This window comes from Salinimonas chungwhensis DSM 16280 (genome assembly GCF_000378185.1).
Lineage (GTDB): Bacteria > Pseudomonadota > Gammaproteobacteria > Enterobacterales > Alteromonadaceae > Alteromonas > Alteromonas chungwhensis.
In genome coordinates this window covers 1-17,982 of the sequence record NZ_KB899380.1, presented here as the reverse complement: position 1 = coordinate 17,982, position 17,982 = coordinate 1, and the positions used below count along the sequence as shown (strand labels likewise).

The window sequence follows — 17,982 nt, the reverse complement described above, 5'->3', positions numbered from 1 at the left end:
TGTTAAATAAAAACGGGACTATTCATGGATAAGCGTGCATTTTTAAAATTTTCCGGTACCGGGCTGGCCTCCGCCTCGCTGCTCTCAGCATCTCTTTCTGCTAAAGCGCAAACATCAGCTGACGACGCATTTTATACCGATAACAAACTGACTGATATCACCGGCTCGGCAAAACCTATTTCAGCGCAGGAACGCAAAGCGCGCATTAAACAGGCCCAATCGTTAATGGCCCAACATAATATGGCGGCGTTAATTATTGAGCCGGGGGCTGCCATGGATTATTTCACCGGGATCCAGTGGTGGCGCAGTGAGCGACTCACCGCGGTTGTTATTCCCCGGGAAGGCGCAATCGCTGTGATCACACCTTTCTTTGAAGCACCCAGTGTAAAAGAAACACTCCAGGTAGGTGACGATATCCGCGTGTGGCAGGAGCATCAAAGCCCGTTCAAGCAGGTTCAGCAGGTGCTCAAAGACCGCAAAGCGACTAAAGGTAATATCGGGTTTGAGCAAAGCGTACGCTATTTTGTATTAAACGGTTTGATGCCGTTATTGCCGAATATGACCAATGTATCTGCCGAGCCGGTAACGCTGGGCTGTCGTATGTACAAATCTGAACACGAATTGCGCCTGATGCACAAAGCCAATGAAGTCACGTTGCGCGCTTATGATCATGTTTATCGCAACCTTGAGGCGGGTATGACTCAGGCGGATGTAAAAGGCCTGATGCAGTCAGCGCAGCAAAAGCTTGGCGGCAGCAACATCTGGAATATGGCACTGTTTAACGAAGCGTCGGCTTATCCCCACGGCACCCGACAGGAACAAATTATCAAAGAAGGCTCTGTGGTATTGATGGACTGCGGCTGTGCAGTGCATGGTTATCAGTCAGATATCAGTCGCACATTTGTATTTGGTGAGCCGGGTAAAAAACAGCAAAAAGTGTGGCAGCACGTGCGCGAGGGGCAACAAAAAGTCTTCAAACAAGCGCAGCCGGGTCATACTGCCGGAAGTGTTGATGATGTTGTACGCCAGTTTTATAAAGCCCAGGGATATGGGCCAGAATACCAGTTACCCGGACTGTCCCACCGAACCGGTCATGGCATTGGTATGCAGGGCCATGAACGGGTTAATTTTGTTAAGGGAGAAAGTCAGCAGCTGGCACCTGGAATGTGTTTTTCCAATGAACCTGGTATTTATATCCCCGGTGAGTTTGGCGTCCGTCTGGAAGACTGTATTTACATTACCGAACAAGGGCCACAATGGTTTACGCGCCCGCCCAAAAGTCTTGAATCACCTATCGGTGAACTTGCCCCGTTAACTGTTTAGTCATTCAATAAGGACAGATCTATGCCACGGATGTTACTGCTTATATTCCTGACCCTCGGTCAGCCTGGCTTTGTCTTGGCCCAAGATACAAACGCCTCACAAACTACCCCGTCTTCCCAATCTGTCATTAAACAGCTTTCGGCGTTGGCGAAGCAGGGTAACGCGGAAGCTCACTATCATCTGGGGATGTTTTACAATAACGGAGTCGGCGTGGCGCGCTCACCAACCCGGGCGCTCAGTTATATCAGACGGTCTGCTGAAGGCGGCGATCCACTTGGCAAGTATAAGCTGGGTTGTTATCTGATAGGGCAGTTTGGAACGCTCGAAGGGCTTACACTGGATACCCAGTAAGGCTTGGCATTAAAAGAAGAAGCCGCGGAGGCGAGTTATGCGCTCGCTCAGTATGATGTGGCAGGCGATGATTTTAAGCAGGATGATTTTGCAAAAGCATTAAGCTGGTTACAACGTGCTGCGGAGCAGGGGGATCGCTCTGCATTGTTCGCCACGGCCTTGCTTTACAGTGAAAAGACCACCCGGTATACGACCCGGTTAAAGCTTGGCAATATTTTTTGTTATTACCAGAATCTGCCGGCGGCGAACGACTAAATGCTCGTCGCAATACTATTGAAAATGCGCTGACCCAGTGAGCAAAAAGCGCAGGCCCGGCAACAGGCTGCTGCCATTACATTTACTGCTACAACACTGACAGAACGGACCCAGGCCGGGTAGGAACGCGCCCAGGTGTTGGCTGGCACACAGCTGAATTAAGCACCAGTGGTAAGCCGGGAGGTAATAAATTCAGCCAGTGTTTTACTCACCAGCGGGTGCTGCGTATCCTGGTTGAACAGGCAGATATTCACCTTGCCTAATTCTGGCAGAAACCGGTGTTTAAGCACAGTCAGGTTGCCCGGTATACTTGAGCGCGCTAATGCGGTGATCCCCAGGCCTTGCTGAATAGCGGCAGTAAGGCCAGCTAAATCAGCATTGGTATAGGCTATCTTCCACGCCCGTGTTTGCTGTTTGAGCTGGGTGATCACCCGGCTGCGATATACACAGCCATCGGGCGCCAGGACTAAAGCGATCCCATCGCCGTGAAATGCCAGATTGGTGTCACCCACCCACACTATGTCATCCTGTAAAACCAGTTCCCCGTCGGTTTGCTCACCTGGATTGGCCAGCGCCAGAATCAAATCAAAGTTATCCCGCCGGGACTGATGTAGCAAATCCCGACTCAATGCAGAGGTTACCTCTAGTGAGACGTCCGGATAACGTTTAGAAAATTCGCCAATCAGGCCAGGCAAGAGCGTGGATGCAAACTCGCTGGGAATACCCAGACGTAAACGACCGCTAAGCGGGGCCGGTGAGAGCGCCCGGAAAATACCATCATTCATTTCCAGCATTTCTTTGGCTTTAGGATACAGCCAGTTACCATCAGCGCTGGGTACGTGACGCTGGCCTACCTTAGTGAACAACTTACGGTCCAGCTGCGCCTCCAGCTTTTTAATTTGCAAACTGATGGCGGGCTGCGAACGGCCCAGCCATTCACCGGCTTTAGCGTAGCCGCCCTGTTCAATGACACTGACAAAGGTACGTAAGTTATCCAGGGAAAGCTGTTGCATAAAGATTAGAAATTCTGATGATGGATGCTTTAGACATTATACTTTTAAATGTAATGATAAGAAATTCCAATTTGTTACAAAGGTGTTGTGACCCTATACTTGCCCAATAATTCGCAATCCATAAAGGTTGAGATAAATGAGCAGCACAACAGCGTTACACGCTAAGCATCTGGAAGCCGGGGCCAAAATGGTCGACTTTTTCGGCTGGGAGATGCCCATCAGTTATGGTTCACAAATTGAGGAGCATCACGCGGTGCGTCAGGATGCCGGGATGTTTGACGTCTCGCACATGACTATTGTGGATGCGACAGGGCCACAAGCTAAAGATTATTTACGCTACCTGCTGGCCAATGATGTGGCCAAGCTAAAAGATAAAGGCAAGGCGCTGTATAGTGGCATGCTTAATGAAGAGGGTGGAGTGGTTGATGATCTGATTGTCTATCACTTTGACGAGACTAACTATCGGTTGGTAGTGAATTCAGCCACGCGTGAAAAAGATATGAACTGGCTGCTGTCAAAAGCAGAAGGCTTTGAGGTCACTATTACCGAGCGCTCTGAATTCGCCATGATTGCCGTTCAGGGGCCCAACGCTAAAGAAAAGGCGGCTACATTATTCAGTGCAGCACAAAAAGAAGCTGTCGAAGGGATGAAGCCTTTCTTTGGTGTACAGGCGGAAGATTTATTTATCGCTACCACAGGGTACACCGGTGAAGCAGGTTATGAGATCATGGTACCTGTAGCACGGGCCGAACAGTTCTGGCAGAGCTTAGTTGATGCTGGTGTCAAACCGTGCGGCCTGGGGGCTCGCGATACGCTGCGTCTTGAAGCAGGAATGAACCTGTATGGTCAGGATATGGACGAATCAGTCTCGCCGCTGGCAGCAAATATGGGCTGGACCATTACTTGGGAGCCAGCCGATAGAGACTTTGTGGGTAGAAAAGCGCTTGAAGTCCAACGCGAGCAACGTACCGATAAGCTCGTTGGTCTGGTCATGAAAGAAAAAGGTGTGCTGCGCGCGGGTCAGAAAATCAGAACAGAAAATGGTGAGGGTGTGATTACATCTGGCACGTTTTCGCCTACACTCGGCCACGCTGTCGCCATGGCGCGTGTACCTGCCGACACCGGCAGTCAGGTCGAGGTGGAAATGCGCAAAAAGTGGGTTACAGTAGACGTTGTTAAGCCTAGCTTTGTTCGCAACGGTAAGAGTGTTCTTTAACTTTTAACTTTAAGTCAGGAAAAACAATGAGCAATATTCCAAAAGATTTACGCTACGCTGCAACTCACGAGTGGGTTCGTCCTGAAGGAGACGGCGTTTTTACAGTAGGGATTTCTGAGCATGCTCAGGACCTGCTGGGTGATATGGTATTTGTTGAGTTGCCGGATGTCGGTGACCAGGTCAGCACTGGTGATGACATTGCGGTAGCTGAATCGGTAAAAGCAGCGTCAGACGTTTATGCGCCAATCAGTGGTGAAGTCGTTGCAGTGAATGAAGATTTGGAAGAGTCGCCAGAACTGGTTAATTCTGATTCTTACGGCGATGGCTGGATGTTCAAAATCAAAGCCGACGATGAAGGCGAAGTTGAAAATCTTCTGGACGCCGCCGGTTACCAGGCGTCTATTGACGAAGAATAACCAGCTCAGCTGATTCAACGACATATTTGTTAAAAGGGGCTGTGAATATGCCCCTTTTATTATTCACCAACTCTTAAGCGTGCGTACTTTTGCTATGTCAGACAAAGCCTTAACACTTGCTCAGTTAGAGCAGAAAAATGCGTTCGTTCGTCGCCATATCGGCCCGGGCGAAGAAGAAATTGCCCAGATGCTAAACACCATCGGTGCAGAGTCTTTAGAAGATCTTACCAGCCAGACAGTGCCCGCCGGCATTCAGCTGGAAGCGCCGATTAACGCCGGAGAGGGGGCCACCGAAGTAGAAGCGCTGGCAGCGTTAAAAGCCGTTGCCGCTAAAAACAAGATTAATCGCTCGTTCATTGGCATGGGCTACTATGATACCCACGTTCCCAACGTGATTTTGCGCAATGTGCTGGAAAATCCGGGCTGGTATACGGCGTATACGCCCTATCAGCCAGAGATCGCTCAGGGTCGTCTTGAGGCCATTTTAAATTTTCAGCAGGTAACGATTGACCTGACTGGCCTTGAGCTTGCCTCAGCCTCACTACTTGACGAAGGTACCGCCGCAGCAGAAGCCATGGCGCTGGCCAAACGTGTGTCAAAAAATAAAAAAGCCAACCTGTTTTTCATAGCCGACGATGTTCATCCCCAGACGAAAGATGTGGTAGAAACCCGCGCTGAAATGTTCGGGTTCGGGATTGTTACCGGCCCGGCTGAACAGGCCGCTGAGCATGATGTATTTGGTGCGCTGTTACAATATCCATCAAGTACCGGTGAAGTTAAAGATATCAGAGATATCATCAGCGCTGTGCAGGCGAAAAAAGGCATTGTTGCGGTTGCCGCTGATCTCATGAGCTTGGTCATGCTAAAATCCCCGGGTGAACTGGGCGCTGACGTAGCCCTGGGCAGCGCCCAGCGTTTCGGTGTGCCAATGGGCTACGGCGGACCGCATGCTGCATTTTTCGCTACACGGGATAAATTTAAGCGCTCGTTGCCAGGCCGGATAATCGGGGTAAGCAAAGATACCCGCGGTCGTCCTGCACTACGTATGGCACTGCAGACCCGTGAGCAGCATATCCGTCGTGAAAAAGCCAACTCAAATATCTGTACAGCTCAGGTATTGCTGGCCAATATGGCCTCTTTCTATGCGGTCTATCATGGTCCGGAAGGGCTGAAAACCATTGCCCGCCGCATCCACCGCCTGACCGATATTCTGGCTAGCGGTCTGAGCGGCAAAGGGCTGGCTCTTATGCACAACACCTGGTTTGATACGCTCACCGTAAAAGTGGATGACAAGGCCGCCGTACTTCGCCGTGCTTATGATGAAGGGATTAACTTACGCGCTGATCTAGACGGGGCAGTAGGTATTTCGCTGGATGAGACCACCACGCGCGAAGATATCCATACCCTGTTTGACGTACTGCTTGGCCAGGATCATGGCCTGACCACAGAGAAACTGGACGCGGACGTCACTACCCAGGGTAGCCGTTCTATTCCTGACGATCTGGTTAGAACCAGTGATATTCTGACTAACGAGGTATTCAATCAGTATCACTCTGAAACGGAAATGCTGCGTTATATTAAATCATTGGAAAATAAAGATTTAGCGCTCAATCATTCTATGATCTCGCTGGGCTCGTGCACCATGAAACTCAATGCGACGGCAGAAATGATTCCGGTTACCTGGCCTGAATTTGGGCAGTTGCACCCGTTCGCACCGGTCGACCAGGCCACAGGCTATCATGAAATGATTGATGAGCTGGCCGACTGGCTTATCAGCATTACCGGGTACGATGCTATGTCGATGCAGCCGAATTCTGGCGCGCAGGGCGAATATGCCGGATTGCTGGCTATTCAGCGTTACCATGAAAGCCGTGGAGAAGGCCATCGTAATGTTTGTCTTATCCCCAGTTCGGCCCATGGTACCAATCCGGCGTCAGCGCAGATGGTCAGCCTGAAAGTTGTGGTGGTGGAATGTGATAAAAATGGCAACGTTGATCTGAATGATTTACGGGCCAAGGCCAAAGAAGTTGGCGATCATCTTTCCTGTGCCATGGTAACGTATCCGTCTACCCATGGTGTTTATGAAGAAACCATTCGTGAAATCTGTGATATCGTGCATGAGCACGGTGGCCAGGTCTACATGGATGGGGCCAACATGAACGCACAGGTGGGTATCACGGCACCGGGCTTTATTGGTTCCGATGTTTCTCACCTGAATCTGCATAAAACATTCTGCATCCCCCATGGCGGCGGCGGCCCGGGTATGGGTCCCATCGGTGTTAAATCGCACCTTGCTCCCTTCTTACCTAATCACCGCGTGATTAACATCGATGGTGCCGGAGAAAACTGCGGGGCGGTATCTGCCGCACCATGGGGCAGCGCCTCCATTCTTCCCATAAGCTATATGTACATCAAAATGATGGGCGCAGCGGGCTTACGCAAAGCGTCGCAAGTGGCCATTTTGAATGCAAATTATGTGGCCAAGTCACTGGAAGGGCATTTCGATGTACTTTACAAAGGTCAGAATGGCCGTGTAGCCCATGAGTGCATTATAGACCTGCGGCCGCTTAAAGACGGTTCGGCGGTGACCGAGATGGATATCGCCAAGCGCCTCAATGACTATGGTTTTCATGCGCCAACTATGAGTTTCCCGGTAGCCGGTACATTAATGATTGAGCCTACAGAGTCAGAAGCCAAATTTGAGCTGGACCGCTTTGTGGAAGCGATGATCAGCATCCGTCAGGAGATTGCAAAAGTTGAAAGCGGAGAATGGGATGCCACCGACAATCCGCTGCACAACGCACCGCATACCCTGGCTGATATCTGCGACAGCGACTGGAACCGAAGCTACGACCGTAATCTCGCAGCGTACCCGGTTCCTGCAGTGGCCCGCAATAAATTCTGGCCTAGTGTAAATCGCATCGATGATGTATATGGCGACAGAAATCTGCAATGTTCGTGCGCACCGATTGAGGCGTATCGCGAAGAGTAACAGGTTGTTGTTCCCATGAAATAAGTCGTTTAATGGGAATAAATAAGTCGGTTAAAAGCGAAGGCCCACTATATAGTGGGCTTTTTTGTTTCTCCTTCACGAAAATGCGATACAAGGCAATACTTCGTATCCAGGCAAGCTACTTTTCGCCACAGAGCAGACTATAGTCATTGAAGGTCTCCTTTTAGCCCTGAATTCCGCTGGTAAATATGAGGTGTGAGTTCAATAAGAGCTACCGTCATCCCAGCGAAGGCCGGGATCGCCCAAACAGGCAGACTGATCTCAAACCGTCCTTTTCTTACCCAGCATAAGAAACTAAATTGTTACTGAACACATCGAAGGGATTTTATGCAGGAAAATGCCGAACGTTTAGATTCTAATCAGTCATCTCAATACGATGTTATATCTTGGCGTTACCAGCAATCTTATCCAACGCATTTATCAACCCAAAAAGAAGCTTGTAAAAGGATTTAGTACTCAATACGGCCTCACTAAACGCGTTTATTTCGAACGATGGAAAGATATGGAAAATGCAATAGTCAGAGAAAATCGACTGAAACATTGGAATCTGCAACGGAAGAATAAATTAATATCGGAGGTTAACTCTGACTAGCGCGACCTATACCCAAAGCTGTTTTAATCGAAGTAATATTGAGCTCCACGAGAACCAATTGGCGATCCCGGCCTCTATGATTGAGGATTATACCATTCAAAGAAACGTTGATTTTTCTGGTCCAGTCATTTGTGCATAAAAAGAGCTATGCGGGAAAAAACGCCATTTTCTGTACGGCGCATTTCACCTGGGTATCAAGATTTCAGTACTAACAACCGGCTTTCGCCACGTTAACGCGTGACCGTTTATCTCAATACGAAAAATAAACGACGCCTAAGGCAAACTTACAACCATCTGTCACCGAGAGTAGTAGATAGCCTAAATTCGTCTTATACTTTTCTCAGGTGATCGCCTTCACTTATAGGCTGTTTAACAAGTGCTGTTTAGAACCAGCAGGTTCAATACCATCAATAGCGCAACATGTCGGGCAACGTTTCGAACGAGATAACCCAGCCTGGTAAGCGTTTTTATCTAATGGCGACGCTTTTCAGAGTGAGGCAGTGCCACATTCAGTTTTTTCGCAAATCAAACATAGCAACCTAACGGCAATTTAGAGACGGGTAAAAACAGTTTTTTTTTCAGGTTAAAGGCTAATATCAGTTCATGATTATCATAATCAATCACTGGCACGTGTTTCCTGATGAAGGAACCATAGTGAACACCGAGTCGGGGGACCATCACAAAGTTGATGCTAAAACAATCGCCGTTTTATTGTTATTGGTCGAAAAAAAAGGGCAGGTAGTGTCACGTGATGAGTTTATGCGACGGGTATGGAGTGGCAGCATTACCGTTGAAGAGAGTTTAACGCGATGCATTTCAGAACTAAGAAAAGTTTTCGGCGACAACCCTAAATCACCCCATTACATCAAAACGGTCCACAAGAAAGGCTACCAGTTACTGGTTGAGCCTGTGTCCATTGAAGCCGAGTCCGATATTGACGGAACAGCGGGACAGTTTAAGCTCAACGGTGTTTCGTTAGCTAAAACATTTGCTCTTGTTGGCCCAATAGTCGTCTTTATTTTTTGGTTAGTGTCGGAACACCCCTTTGGAAAACCTAAGCCGTCAACGTCGACGCCAATCGAAATAGAGCAAATCACCCCCCACCTGATTGCTTCTGCGAATGCATCACCTGAATTCTTTGTTGAAGAAATGTCCGGGCAGGCTGAGTACAAAGTGGCTTTGAACCGGATAGTTAATCAAGATTCTCACGTCAAAAAGATTAAAATAAGGGTTTTTGACAATCACCAAAATCAAATATGGGAAGCCGAAAGGGACATCACAACTGAGCTGGAGCAGGTAGTTGCAGCAAATGATTTAAAGAAGATGTTCGCGCTGATAGATGATTCAAAGAGTCCACCCGAAACGTCTGAATTATCAGCAACGATACAATCACAATATAAACAAGCCATCTATTACATGGACAAACGTGGCAAAGATAATTTGCTTAAATCCATTGCTCTGTTTGATGAGATTTTAAATGCTAATTCAGAGTTTGTTATGGCCTTTGTTAATCAAGCTGTCGCGTATAGAACCCTTGCGTTTTATGAGACAGAAACTGACCAGGTATCTCGTTTCAAAATGCGCCATGATTTATTGCTACAGCAGGCAAAAGCCATAGCGCCTGAACATCCTGTAGTTGTAGCGCTAACGACAGAGATTAACTTTCGGGAACCAAACTGGTTAAGCTATAAAGAAAAGCTCAAAGATGCAATTGCCTTTTCGCCGGCATGTTCGATTTGCGTTAGACGCCTGGCAGAGCACTATTTAAATCTAGGCTACTATAATGAGGCCGCAGCATTAGTAAAAACGCATTTAGATTATTCGCCCTTGTCAATTTCCATGCATAGTTTTTTAGGCATGATTTACAGTATGCAAGGACGAATCGAGCAGGTTCGGTATCAGGTCGACGTTTTAAACGCGTTAGGCTCAAACAAGGGCTTTGATGCTATGGGATTGAAGCTGCAATTAGCGATGATGGAGAATGATCGAGATACTTACCTGGAGCAAACGCAAGTCATGCTTGACGCACACCCGGCCTTTGCCCAGCGCTTGCGGGTCATGGAAGCTCTTTACGAAAACAAAATTGAAGAAGCTCAGGGGCTCATCAAAACGATGCCTTTTCTCGACTTTAATTTGGCCGTTAGTAGCGGTATGACTGACGAAGTAATAGAGCGTATCAGAACAAATATTGCAAGTGGTCAACTAAAAGACCTCGGTTTGACTCATGGTTGGTTAGTACCAGGGGATCAGTTTCATAATTCATATATAAAAAATCTTCTAGAGTTAAAAAACACGCAAGAGATCAGCAATATCTTTACAGAAATTGGGTTGATTGACTTTTGGCAAGCCAACGAGCAATGGCCAGATTATTGTTACGGTGTGCGGTATCAACGGCACAGACCGAATTATTGTCCTCACACACCTGGTGAGTGAATAAAATACAGCGAAGTTTAACTGTCTGTTTTATATTATTTATTAGGGCTGAGTAAGCGTGTTTAGGTTTATTTTAGGTTTATTTTAGGTTTTCTCCATTCGGGGAAAACGGTGTTTTGTCTATTCTTCTTTTTTACCGTGTCCCGGTCAGACTTGGACGTGCTTCCAATATTGTCGCTTCGCGATGCCTGAGCCCCACTGCAAAGACACGGAAGCCATGAAAATAGTAAATTTTCGTCAATGAGAACCAGTCCCGGTAAAGGGGCTCAACATCGGACATTAAGGATTAAGATGAAACATTTAAAATATATGCTTGTAGTACTTCTGTCGTCATTATGCTTGTCAAACTCATTCGCAGCCCCTATCACGTTTGAGTTTAGCCAAACAGGTTTTTCGTCTGGTGGCTCGGTTCACGGTTACTTTCGCGGCACCGATTTGGATAATGATGGAAGAATTTATGCGTCCTCGCTGTTAAGCGAAATGGTCACAGGGACACCGTTTGGTAATGAGTTGGATTATGCTGAGGTCACCTTTACCGGGTTTGGCACAACCCAGGGGCCACAAACGCTGATTTATGATAAGTCAGTGGCAGACATGAATAGCTTTGAAAATGCATTTATGGCCATTGCTTACAATATCGACGGCGGGGCGCTTGGAGATGATGCAAACGAGGGCCTGAGTTTATCTGTATTTTCACCGAGTACAAACTTTTGGCTAGGTAACGAATTTGTTCACATTTTTAGCCAATATACCGCGCAGAACGTGGGTATTTGTGATGGTTTGTCTATTTGCGGTGCTGTACTTGAGTTTATTCCGGGACCTGATCCGATAAATGATGACCCCGTTCTTATCTTTCAAGATTACACTACACAGTCAGCTACACTGACGAACGTACCCGGTCCAAGCTCAATAGGACTGTTTTTGTTTGCGTTTTTTGCACTATTAGCAGTAAGAAAAATCCAACTGGCAAATAGAACTGATGCGTCTAGCCGTTTGTCTATCGCCTGAAAACTGCACTAAACAGGCCTCTGACGTTAGCTATCACAGGCGGGGCCTGACTCACCGGTCACGCGGCCGGCACATTTGAATTCGGGCCTGTTCGCTCTGTTTTAAGACGTAACATTTTAGTGGTAACAGGGCGAGCTATAAATAATAGTTCGCTTTTTTATTTTACGGGCAAACAGCCGGATGGTTATGAACTCATAGTGAGAAGATAAGCAGTAAAGAACCAGATTTTCTTTAGGCGTCGTTTTTAGATTTAGATACAGCATGCAAAGGTTAGCCTTTTTTAAATTTATTAATAGGGAGACAATAACTTGCATCACATCTTTGCTCGCCATATCGGTAAGAGTGTGCCATTGTTGCGTGTAGTGCCTATCTTGCTTGGTTCTAAAACCATAAAATACGGCCATCCAAAGCTTTAGGATAAACAGGTTGAAACCGTTTTTTGTAAAATCGCAGTGATCCCAAATTAACCGTCTGCTCATGGTTAAGCGGTGATCTTTCCTCCTTCTCTCTACCCAGCATCCATTGTTTAAGTCGGTAACTTATGGCTAACGAAAAAAAAGAAAAACCATCAGAAACAGAAGAAAACCTGAGTGCATCGGAACGTGAAGAAGTGTCGGCAAATGCCCGGCTCTCAGCCATCATGGTTTATTCAGTCATTTTGCGCGAAGGCAGAGAGGAACTAGAGCGACCTGTTGCATCACTGTGGTGGTCAGGCATTGCCGCCGGTGTGGGTATATCAACCTCGGTACTGGCAGAGGCTATAATCAGAACTAACATTGGCGCAGACCATCCTTATTATGACCTCATTGCGGCTTTTGGTTACACCTTTGGCTTCATACTCGTCATTTTGTCACGATTACAGCTTTTTACTGAAAACACCTTGACCGCCGTACTTCCCCTGCTGGCGCATAAAACTAAGCATCACATTGGCTGCACCTTGCGATTGTGGTCGGTTGTATTAGTGACAAATTTTGTGGGCACGTTATTTACCGCGTTTCTGCTACTTAATGCTGGCATGTCCTCGCCAGAAATAGTAGAGGCGGCACTCGAGATATCCCGTCACGTAATTGAATTAAGTCCGGCAGAGGCGCTATTTAGAGGAATACCAGCAGGCTTTTTAATTGCCGCTATTGTATGGATGTTACCTTCCTCAAAAGGCTTTGAAGTGTGGATAATCATCCTGTTTACATGGCTAATTGCTGCGGGTGGATTTACTCACGTTATTGTTGGATCAAACGAGATATTTCTTATGATGCTTAACCAGGAACTAAGCGTTTTAGACGGCTTTTTGCATCACCTGGGACCAACGCTGGTGGGCAATATACTTGGTGGCACAGGGTTATTTGCAATGATGGCGTATGGTCAGATAAGAGAAGAAATGTAGATATACGGCAGTCTTTTGGTCGTTTACTTTTTAGTGGGACTCTGCGTGGATGAAGAGATTAATAACGCATAAGCTTTAAAACGGCGCTTGGATAATGAATGGAACCTATGATAAAAACGCCATTCGCTCATCTATACATTCATAAGAGCCCATCTCAAACTCACGACAAATCCAGGGCCTATTTTCATAGATTGTACACATGAAAGTTTCTCTGTCTAACGCGGCGCACCAACCATCATTTAGTCGCTTCATAGTTTCACCACCATATTGATCGATTTTGATAAATTCTTCTGGTACGCCCGTGTCTGAAATAACCAAAACCTCAAGGCGGCAGCAGCACGCTTTGCAGTTTGAGCAAGATATGGTTGAAGCGGAGGCTTGTTTAACGGGTATATTCATGGGTACCTGCACGCGGATTGATGAGGCATGATACCTTGAATTTACGTTAAGCTATGCCGAAACTCCAGATAGTTTTTGCCCTGATTAGCGCACCCCCGATTATGGCCCGATCTTATTAAACACGATTAGACACCCACATTTTGGCTGTGATGGCGTAATCCTGAACCATCAGCCAGACGCGAAAAGATGTCACAGATAGCAGGGGAAATTGAGCCTAAGTAAGGAAAACGCGTAACTAGTACTATTGTTGATTATTTGCGGGTCACACTAAGGTGTGGCGGATATTGCATCATTGTTAAAGAAGGTTCGGAACCACTATGCGCCAGAAAATAATTTTTTTAATTACCATGATAGCGACATCATTTACCACTTTAGCGCAGTCTGATTCGCCTACACAGGTCCAGTTGCAAGGTAGTGAAGGTACTTCGCTTGTAGGTGAAGTAAAGGCATCATTTGGACAACCATGGGCGATGACGTTTTTACCTGATGGTCATAGTCTGGTAACTGAAAAGACAGGTACACTGTGGCTGCTTGATAAGAATCAGCAAAAACGTTTTTCTGTTAGCAATGTTCCTGAGGTCGACGCGCGGGGGCAGGGCGGTCTGGGTGATGTGATCATCCATCCGGAGTTCGCTACCAATAACACAGTGTATGTTTCTTACATAGAGCGGGACCCACAAGATGATGCATACAGTGGCGCAGTGATTGAACGAGCAAAGCTGAACTTTACCGATAGCAGTGCAAGCTTGGCTGAACGAGAGATTATTTGGCGCCAGTCACCCAAGATGACGGGTAACGGCCATTACTCGCACCGTATGGCGTTTTCGCCGGATGGCTACTTGTTTGTTACCTCTGGTGACAGACAAAAATTTACCCCGGCGCAAAATATGGCGATGAACCTGGGAAAAATTTTGCGCCTAAATGCCGACGGAAGTGTGCCTGAAGATAATCCTTTTTATGGAAACGGCGCTGTAACTGAGCAGATCTGGACTCTGGGTCATCGTAACCCACTGGGTATTGATTTTGATGAACGGGGAACTTTATGGTCCCATGAAATGGGCCCGCGTCATGGTGACGAGCTGAATATTATTGAAAGAGGTCGCAACTATGGCTATCCGATGGTTTCTCAGGGAGACCATTATTCTGGCGTAACAATACCAAACCATGAGGATTACCCTGTTTTCAAAGCGCCGGAACTAGCCTGGATACCAGCCATAAGTCCTGCTGGTTTTATCATTTATAAAGGTGATCTGTTCAGCGACTGGACGGGGAACGGCTTTATCGGCGGATTATCCTCAAAAGCGCTGGTGCGCGTGGCATTCAATCAGAACGAGGAGGGCGAGTGGGACGCAAAAGAGGCAGAACGCTATGAGTGGGGCAAACGTGTTAGAGAAGTGGAGCAGGATAGCAAGGGCAATATTTATGTGCTTGAAGACAAAGAAGGCGGACGCTTAATAAAAATTCTACAAAGTAACTAGCACTTATTTTTGAGTACAATGCGCCTTGATAAGGCGCATTGTTGCTTTGTTCGCTGTTGGATGTTCGCTGTTGGACACCCACATTCGGTATCTTGAATTAGCCCGTATTATACGAGTATGGACACCCACGTCTTTTAAAGCCCCTACGAGTATGGACACCCACTTTTCAGAGAGTTTTTGAATGTTGCGACTAAAAATGCTATCCCGCTCTAGTCACATACCAACTCGGCCCCCAGTCTGACACGCGTCGCCTTACGTTAATCCAAGGCTATGTTGTAAGCAAAATAAAGAGCTCGCCAATTTTACTCGCCAGCAAGTGAGTTTCAATTTGACCGATCCGCTTCTATCCAATACATATCGGGAAGTTTCCAGATACGCTTAAAAAATGTCCCTGCAACATTGAAAAGCATCGACCAAATTCGAAACAAAGTTATAAATTACTACCAACTGGTGCATTCATTTTAACAACAATAGCTTTGTGGAAATTTCTTTAAACCACTGATACTTCTTTCTATTTTCATCCAGGATGCCCAGCTCCCCAGCTACTTTGTAATAATGCAGAATCGCTAGTACAAAAGTATTAATTGTTTGTTAATATACTGTAGTAATAGGTATCAAACATGTACTCTTCGCGTGCAATTAAACTTTAACGTTGGAATTATGCTTTGTAAAAAACTGTTGTCGCACATTGTTATCGTCGCTTTATTGGGGCTGATTTTTCTCACCAGCAGTAACCCGGTAACCGCTGATACGCGGGTGTCTTCTCAATTTTCTGGTGGAGCTGAATCATTGACATTTAGTGGCTCCACAATAAGAAAGCGCTTTTTCTTTAGCATTTATGAAATCAGCCATTTCATGGCATGGCCTGAAGAGACCTCCGGCGACACTGATGAACTCATTGAGCTTATTACTACAGGTAAGTTTGCGCAGCAATTAGAAATTGTGTTTCTTCGTGATGTATCTCGAGAGCAGGTGAAGGAAGCACTGATAGATGGGATAGAGCGTAATAGTCCTAGTGCCGACTTACGTGAAATTGGAAATAAAATAACCAAACTTTCAGAAAGTTTCGATAGCGATATATCAGAAAACTCTAGCTTAATATTATCGCGTGGCAATAACAGCAAGCTTATAGTGTACTTTGATGATCGAAAGATCGTTGAATCTGATAACCCTGAATTGACCAAAGCACTTTGGTCAATTTGGTTTGGTCCAGAGCCAGTAGTAGACAAAAAAGCGTTGATAGCAAACCAATTGCGTTGATAGTTATGAGGCAATAGTGTGAAGGTTCAAAAAGGCAGTATAAGTTGTAAAAGATTCCATGTGCCATATCGCATTTACGGTGACAAACCAGACACCATTGTGTGTATTAGCGGCGCCAAACAGACGATGGCGGTTTGGAAAAGTTTTGTTAAGCACTTCGTATCCTCTTTTTCGGTAGTTGTATTCGATTTGCCAGGTACCGGAAGAGCGGAAATCCTTTCAGGTGCACCCCACGTCACCTTTGAAGAGCAGCAACGGGTGTTGCTAAATGTTATAGACGAAACTGCTAAAGCTGACAAAGTTGTTCTCGCTGCAGCATCCTGGGGAACCATTCTGGCTGCATACATCGCAGCAAAATTTCCTACAAAGATCGATAAAATGATATTGGGGAGTTTTGGTGTATCAACCAATGACACTATTTTAGATTTGATTCACCAGGGCCAGTCTGCGTTTAAAACAGGTAATATCGAAAATATTGCGCCGCTAATGATCGAATGCTTTGGTCAATATATTCCTGACTCACAAAAACAACAGATGATTAGTCAGTTCTCCAATATGGACGAAAGAGAGTTAGTGAACTTTTACGAACATTGTGAATTTGTGAAATCGAGTCGTGACATCAGCAAGCTTATTAACTTGGGCAAAATAAAAGCTAAAACACTCGTTATTTGTGGCGAACAAGACACTATCTTAGATCACGACGGTATCCGCGTTGCAGTGACAAAAATACCCAACTGTGTATACAAACTTGTTCCTGACACGGGGCATTTTTTACATTGGGAAAGACCAGCCATATTAAATACCTATAGCCATTTCTTGCATGCTACAGAAGATGCTTAGTGAAAAATTAACGGACACCCACTTTTAAAAATATGTTGAAGGTACCTGGACATCCACTTCGACAATTTTAAACTATCATCAGTTTTTAAGACGATTTTAAAATTGACAGCGCCGTATGCTGAATAAAATAAGCGGGGTAGCCAACGGGAGAAGGGGCCCCTGCTAGTAGAACGCGGAGTAACTTCGAAGAATATGAATGGAAGTTTGGCGATTCCAAACAGGTTCAGACGACAAACGAGTTAAGCTAATTTGCGTTTCTTATGCTGGCTTAGCTTACGTCTTATAGTTGCCAGACAAATTCGCGTAGAAAACTGTGTTTCAACACCGGTAATAAGCAGATGCCAGCTCTCAGCACTTAGTCCCGCCTGTTTTAACACCGGCAGGTTTTTTATGTCTTTAGAGCCTGTAACTTTGTCGTATCTCGAAGTGTCGAAATGACGGGCGGTATCCTTCACTAATTGAAGATAATCCTGTAAACAGAAAGGTATTGCATGGCCTGTGCGCTGGTTCTTCGGCCCGGTAAACGGGAACAGGTCACGGGGTTGCTTATGCAATCTTGCCGCTTCGATACGTTTTTGAATACTGGTGTAATCTGATTGTTCCGGATTAGCGGCTATATTCGCGCGTACAGGGTTTAAGTCCACATACACCATGCAGGCGGCCAACGCTGTTTCATCCATTAGCGCCTGAGACTTAAAGCGCCCCTCCCAGAAACGACCGGTACAATCGTCTTCTTTATTGGCCTGACGAGCTATATATTCATTTAGCAAACGCATAAACCAGCTGATATCGTAAAGACGTTCCCGGTATATCTTTGCGCTTTGTCCAACCGTTTTTATCTCAGCTTCTGACATTGTCTGGCGTTGCGACAAACTCAAAAACTTGCGGGTCAAAATTGTTCCCCGGTGCAGCATATGCCAGCGATGCAATACTTCTTCGGTCGTCCAGCTCAGCGCTTTGTGTTTATCAACATGTAAGACAACATGGGTGTGATTACTCAT

At 46.2% G+C, this 17,982-nt stretch carries 16 protein-coding genes; 13 read left to right on the top strand and 3 right to left on the bottom strand.

Translation table 11 applies throughout. The features are described from left to right. Positions 1 to 24 precede the first annotated feature (24 nt). Genes F458_RS0109575 through F458_RS0109565 form a run of 3 tightly spaced genes read left to right on the top strand, consistent with a single transcriptional unit; the run spans position 25 to position 1,929 of the window. Positions 25 to 1,323: a M24 family metallopeptidase gene (locus F458_RS0109575; protein ID WP_018983193.1), complete on the top strand. Its 1,299-nt coding sequence runs from the start codon at positions 25 to 27 to the stop codon at positions 1,321 to 1,323. Positions 1,324 to 1,344: 21 nt separating this feature from the next. Next, a complete protein-coding gene (locus tag F458_RS0109570) occupies positions 1,345 to 1,674 on the top strand; it encodes a tetratricopeptide repeat protein (RefSeq protein WP_018983192.1) in 330 nt (109 codons plus the stop codon). Between the two features lie 3 nt (positions 1,675 to 1,677). Next, a complete protein-coding gene (locus tag F458_RS0109565) occupies positions 1,678 to 1,929 on the top strand; it encodes an SEL1-like repeat protein (protein ID WP_018983191.1) in 252 nt (83 codons plus the stop codon). A 158-nt stretch (positions 1,930 to 2,087) separates the two neighbouring features. Here the strand turns inward: F458_RS0109565 and F458_RS0109560 are convergent, their stop codons facing one another. Further along, a complete protein-coding gene (locus F458_RS0109560; RefSeq protein WP_018983190.1) occupies positions 2,088 to 2,942 on the bottom strand; it encodes a LysR family transcriptional regulator in 855 nt (284 codons plus the stop codon). A gap of 136 nt (positions 2,943 to 3,078) precedes the next feature. On the opposite strand from F458_RS0109560, the gene gcvT reads away from it, so the two are divergent. The 7 genes from gcvT (at position 3,079) to F458_RS0109515 (ending at position 13,004) form a co-directional block, all read left to right on the top strand. Continuing rightward, positions 3,079 to 4,158, top strand: coding sequence for a glycine cleavage system aminomethyltransferase GcvT (gcvT, locus tag F458_RS0109555; protein ID WP_018983189.1), 1,080 nt, complete (start codon positions 3,079 to 3,081; stop codon positions 4,156 to 4,158). A 26-nt stretch (positions 4,159 to 4,184) separates the two neighbouring features. Further along, complete coding sequence (gcvH, locus tag F458_RS0109550) at positions 4,185 to 4,574, top strand: glycine cleavage system protein GcvH (RefSeq protein ID WP_018983188.1); 390 nt, start codon at positions 4,185 to 4,187, stop codon at positions 4,572 to 4,574. A 94-nt stretch (positions 4,575 to 4,668) separates the two neighbouring features. Then, the gene (gene gcvP / locus F458_RS0109545) at positions 4,669 to 7,566 is read left to right on the top strand and encodes an aminomethyl-transferring glycine dehydrogenase (protein ID WP_018983187.1); all 2,898 of its coding nucleotides are present in this window, start codon (positions 4,669 to 4,671) and stop codon (positions 7,564 to 7,566) included. 373 nt (positions 7,567 to 7,939) lie between these two features. Then, a complete protein-coding gene (locus tag F458_RS19360) occupies positions 7,940 to 8,179 on the top strand; it encodes a GIY-YIG nuclease family protein (protein WP_332307932.1) in 240 nt (79 codons plus the stop codon). 654 nt (positions 8,180 to 8,833) lie between these two features. Then, positions 8,834 to 10,612: a winged helix-turn-helix domain-containing protein gene (locus F458_RS0109530; protein WP_018983184.1), complete on the top strand. Its 1,779-nt coding sequence runs from the start codon at positions 8,834 to 8,836 to the stop codon at positions 10,610 to 10,612. Between the two features lie 291 nt (positions 10,613 to 10,903). Then, positions 10,904 to 11,620, top strand: coding sequence for a hypothetical protein (locus tag F458_RS0109525; RefSeq protein ID WP_018983183.1), 717 nt, complete (start codon positions 10,904 to 10,906; stop codon positions 11,618 to 11,620). Positions 11,621 to 12,161: 541 nt separating this feature from the next. Further along, on the top strand, positions 12,162 to 13,004 hold the full coding sequence (locus tag F458_RS0109515) for a formate/nitrite transporter family protein (RefSeq protein WP_018983181.1): 843 nt from the start codon (positions 12,162 to 12,164) through the stop codon (positions 13,002 to 13,004). A 105-nt stretch (positions 13,005 to 13,109) separates the two neighbouring features. Here F458_RS0109515 and F458_RS20440 read toward each other — a convergent pair whose 3' ends face one another. Beyond that, positions 13,110 to 13,403, bottom strand: coding sequence for a YkgJ family cysteine cluster protein (locus tag F458_RS20440; protein ID WP_083928614.1), 294 nt, complete (start codon positions 13,401 to 13,403; stop codon positions 13,110 to 13,112). 317 nt (positions 13,404 to 13,720) lie between these two features. Between F458_RS20440 and F458_RS0109505 the strand changes: the two genes are divergently transcribed. The 3 genes from F458_RS0109505 to F458_RS0109495 all read left to right on the top strand — a co-directional run bounded on the left by F458_RS0109505 (position 13,721) and on the right by F458_RS0109495 (position 16,981). Continuing rightward, positions 13,721 to 14,881 (top strand): PQQ-dependent sugar dehydrogenase, encoded by a 1,161-nt coding sequence (locus tag F458_RS0109505; RefSeq protein ID WP_018983179.1) that lies wholly within the window; start codon positions 13,721 to 13,723, stop codon positions 14,879 to 14,881. 633 nt (positions 14,882 to 15,514) lie between these two features. Beyond that, positions 15,515 to 16,141: a chalcone isomerase family protein gene (locus tag F458_RS0109500; protein ID WP_156824215.1), complete on the top strand. Its 627-nt coding sequence runs from the start codon at positions 15,515 to 15,517 to the stop codon at positions 16,139 to 16,141. An 18-nt stretch (positions 16,142 to 16,159) separates the two neighbouring features. Next, the gene (locus tag F458_RS0109495) at positions 16,160 to 16,981 is read left to right on the top strand and encodes an alpha/beta fold hydrolase (RefSeq protein WP_018983177.1); all 822 of its coding nucleotides are present in this window, start codon (positions 16,160 to 16,162) and stop codon (positions 16,979 to 16,981) included. Between the two features lie 239 nt (positions 16,982 to 17,220). On the opposite strand, the gene F458_RS20865 is transcribed toward F458_RS0109495, so the two are convergent. Next, a partial coding sequence (locus F458_RS20865; RefSeq protein ID WP_018983176.1) for a hypothetical protein occupies positions 17,221 to 17,982 on the bottom strand: 762 nt, incomplete at its 5' end.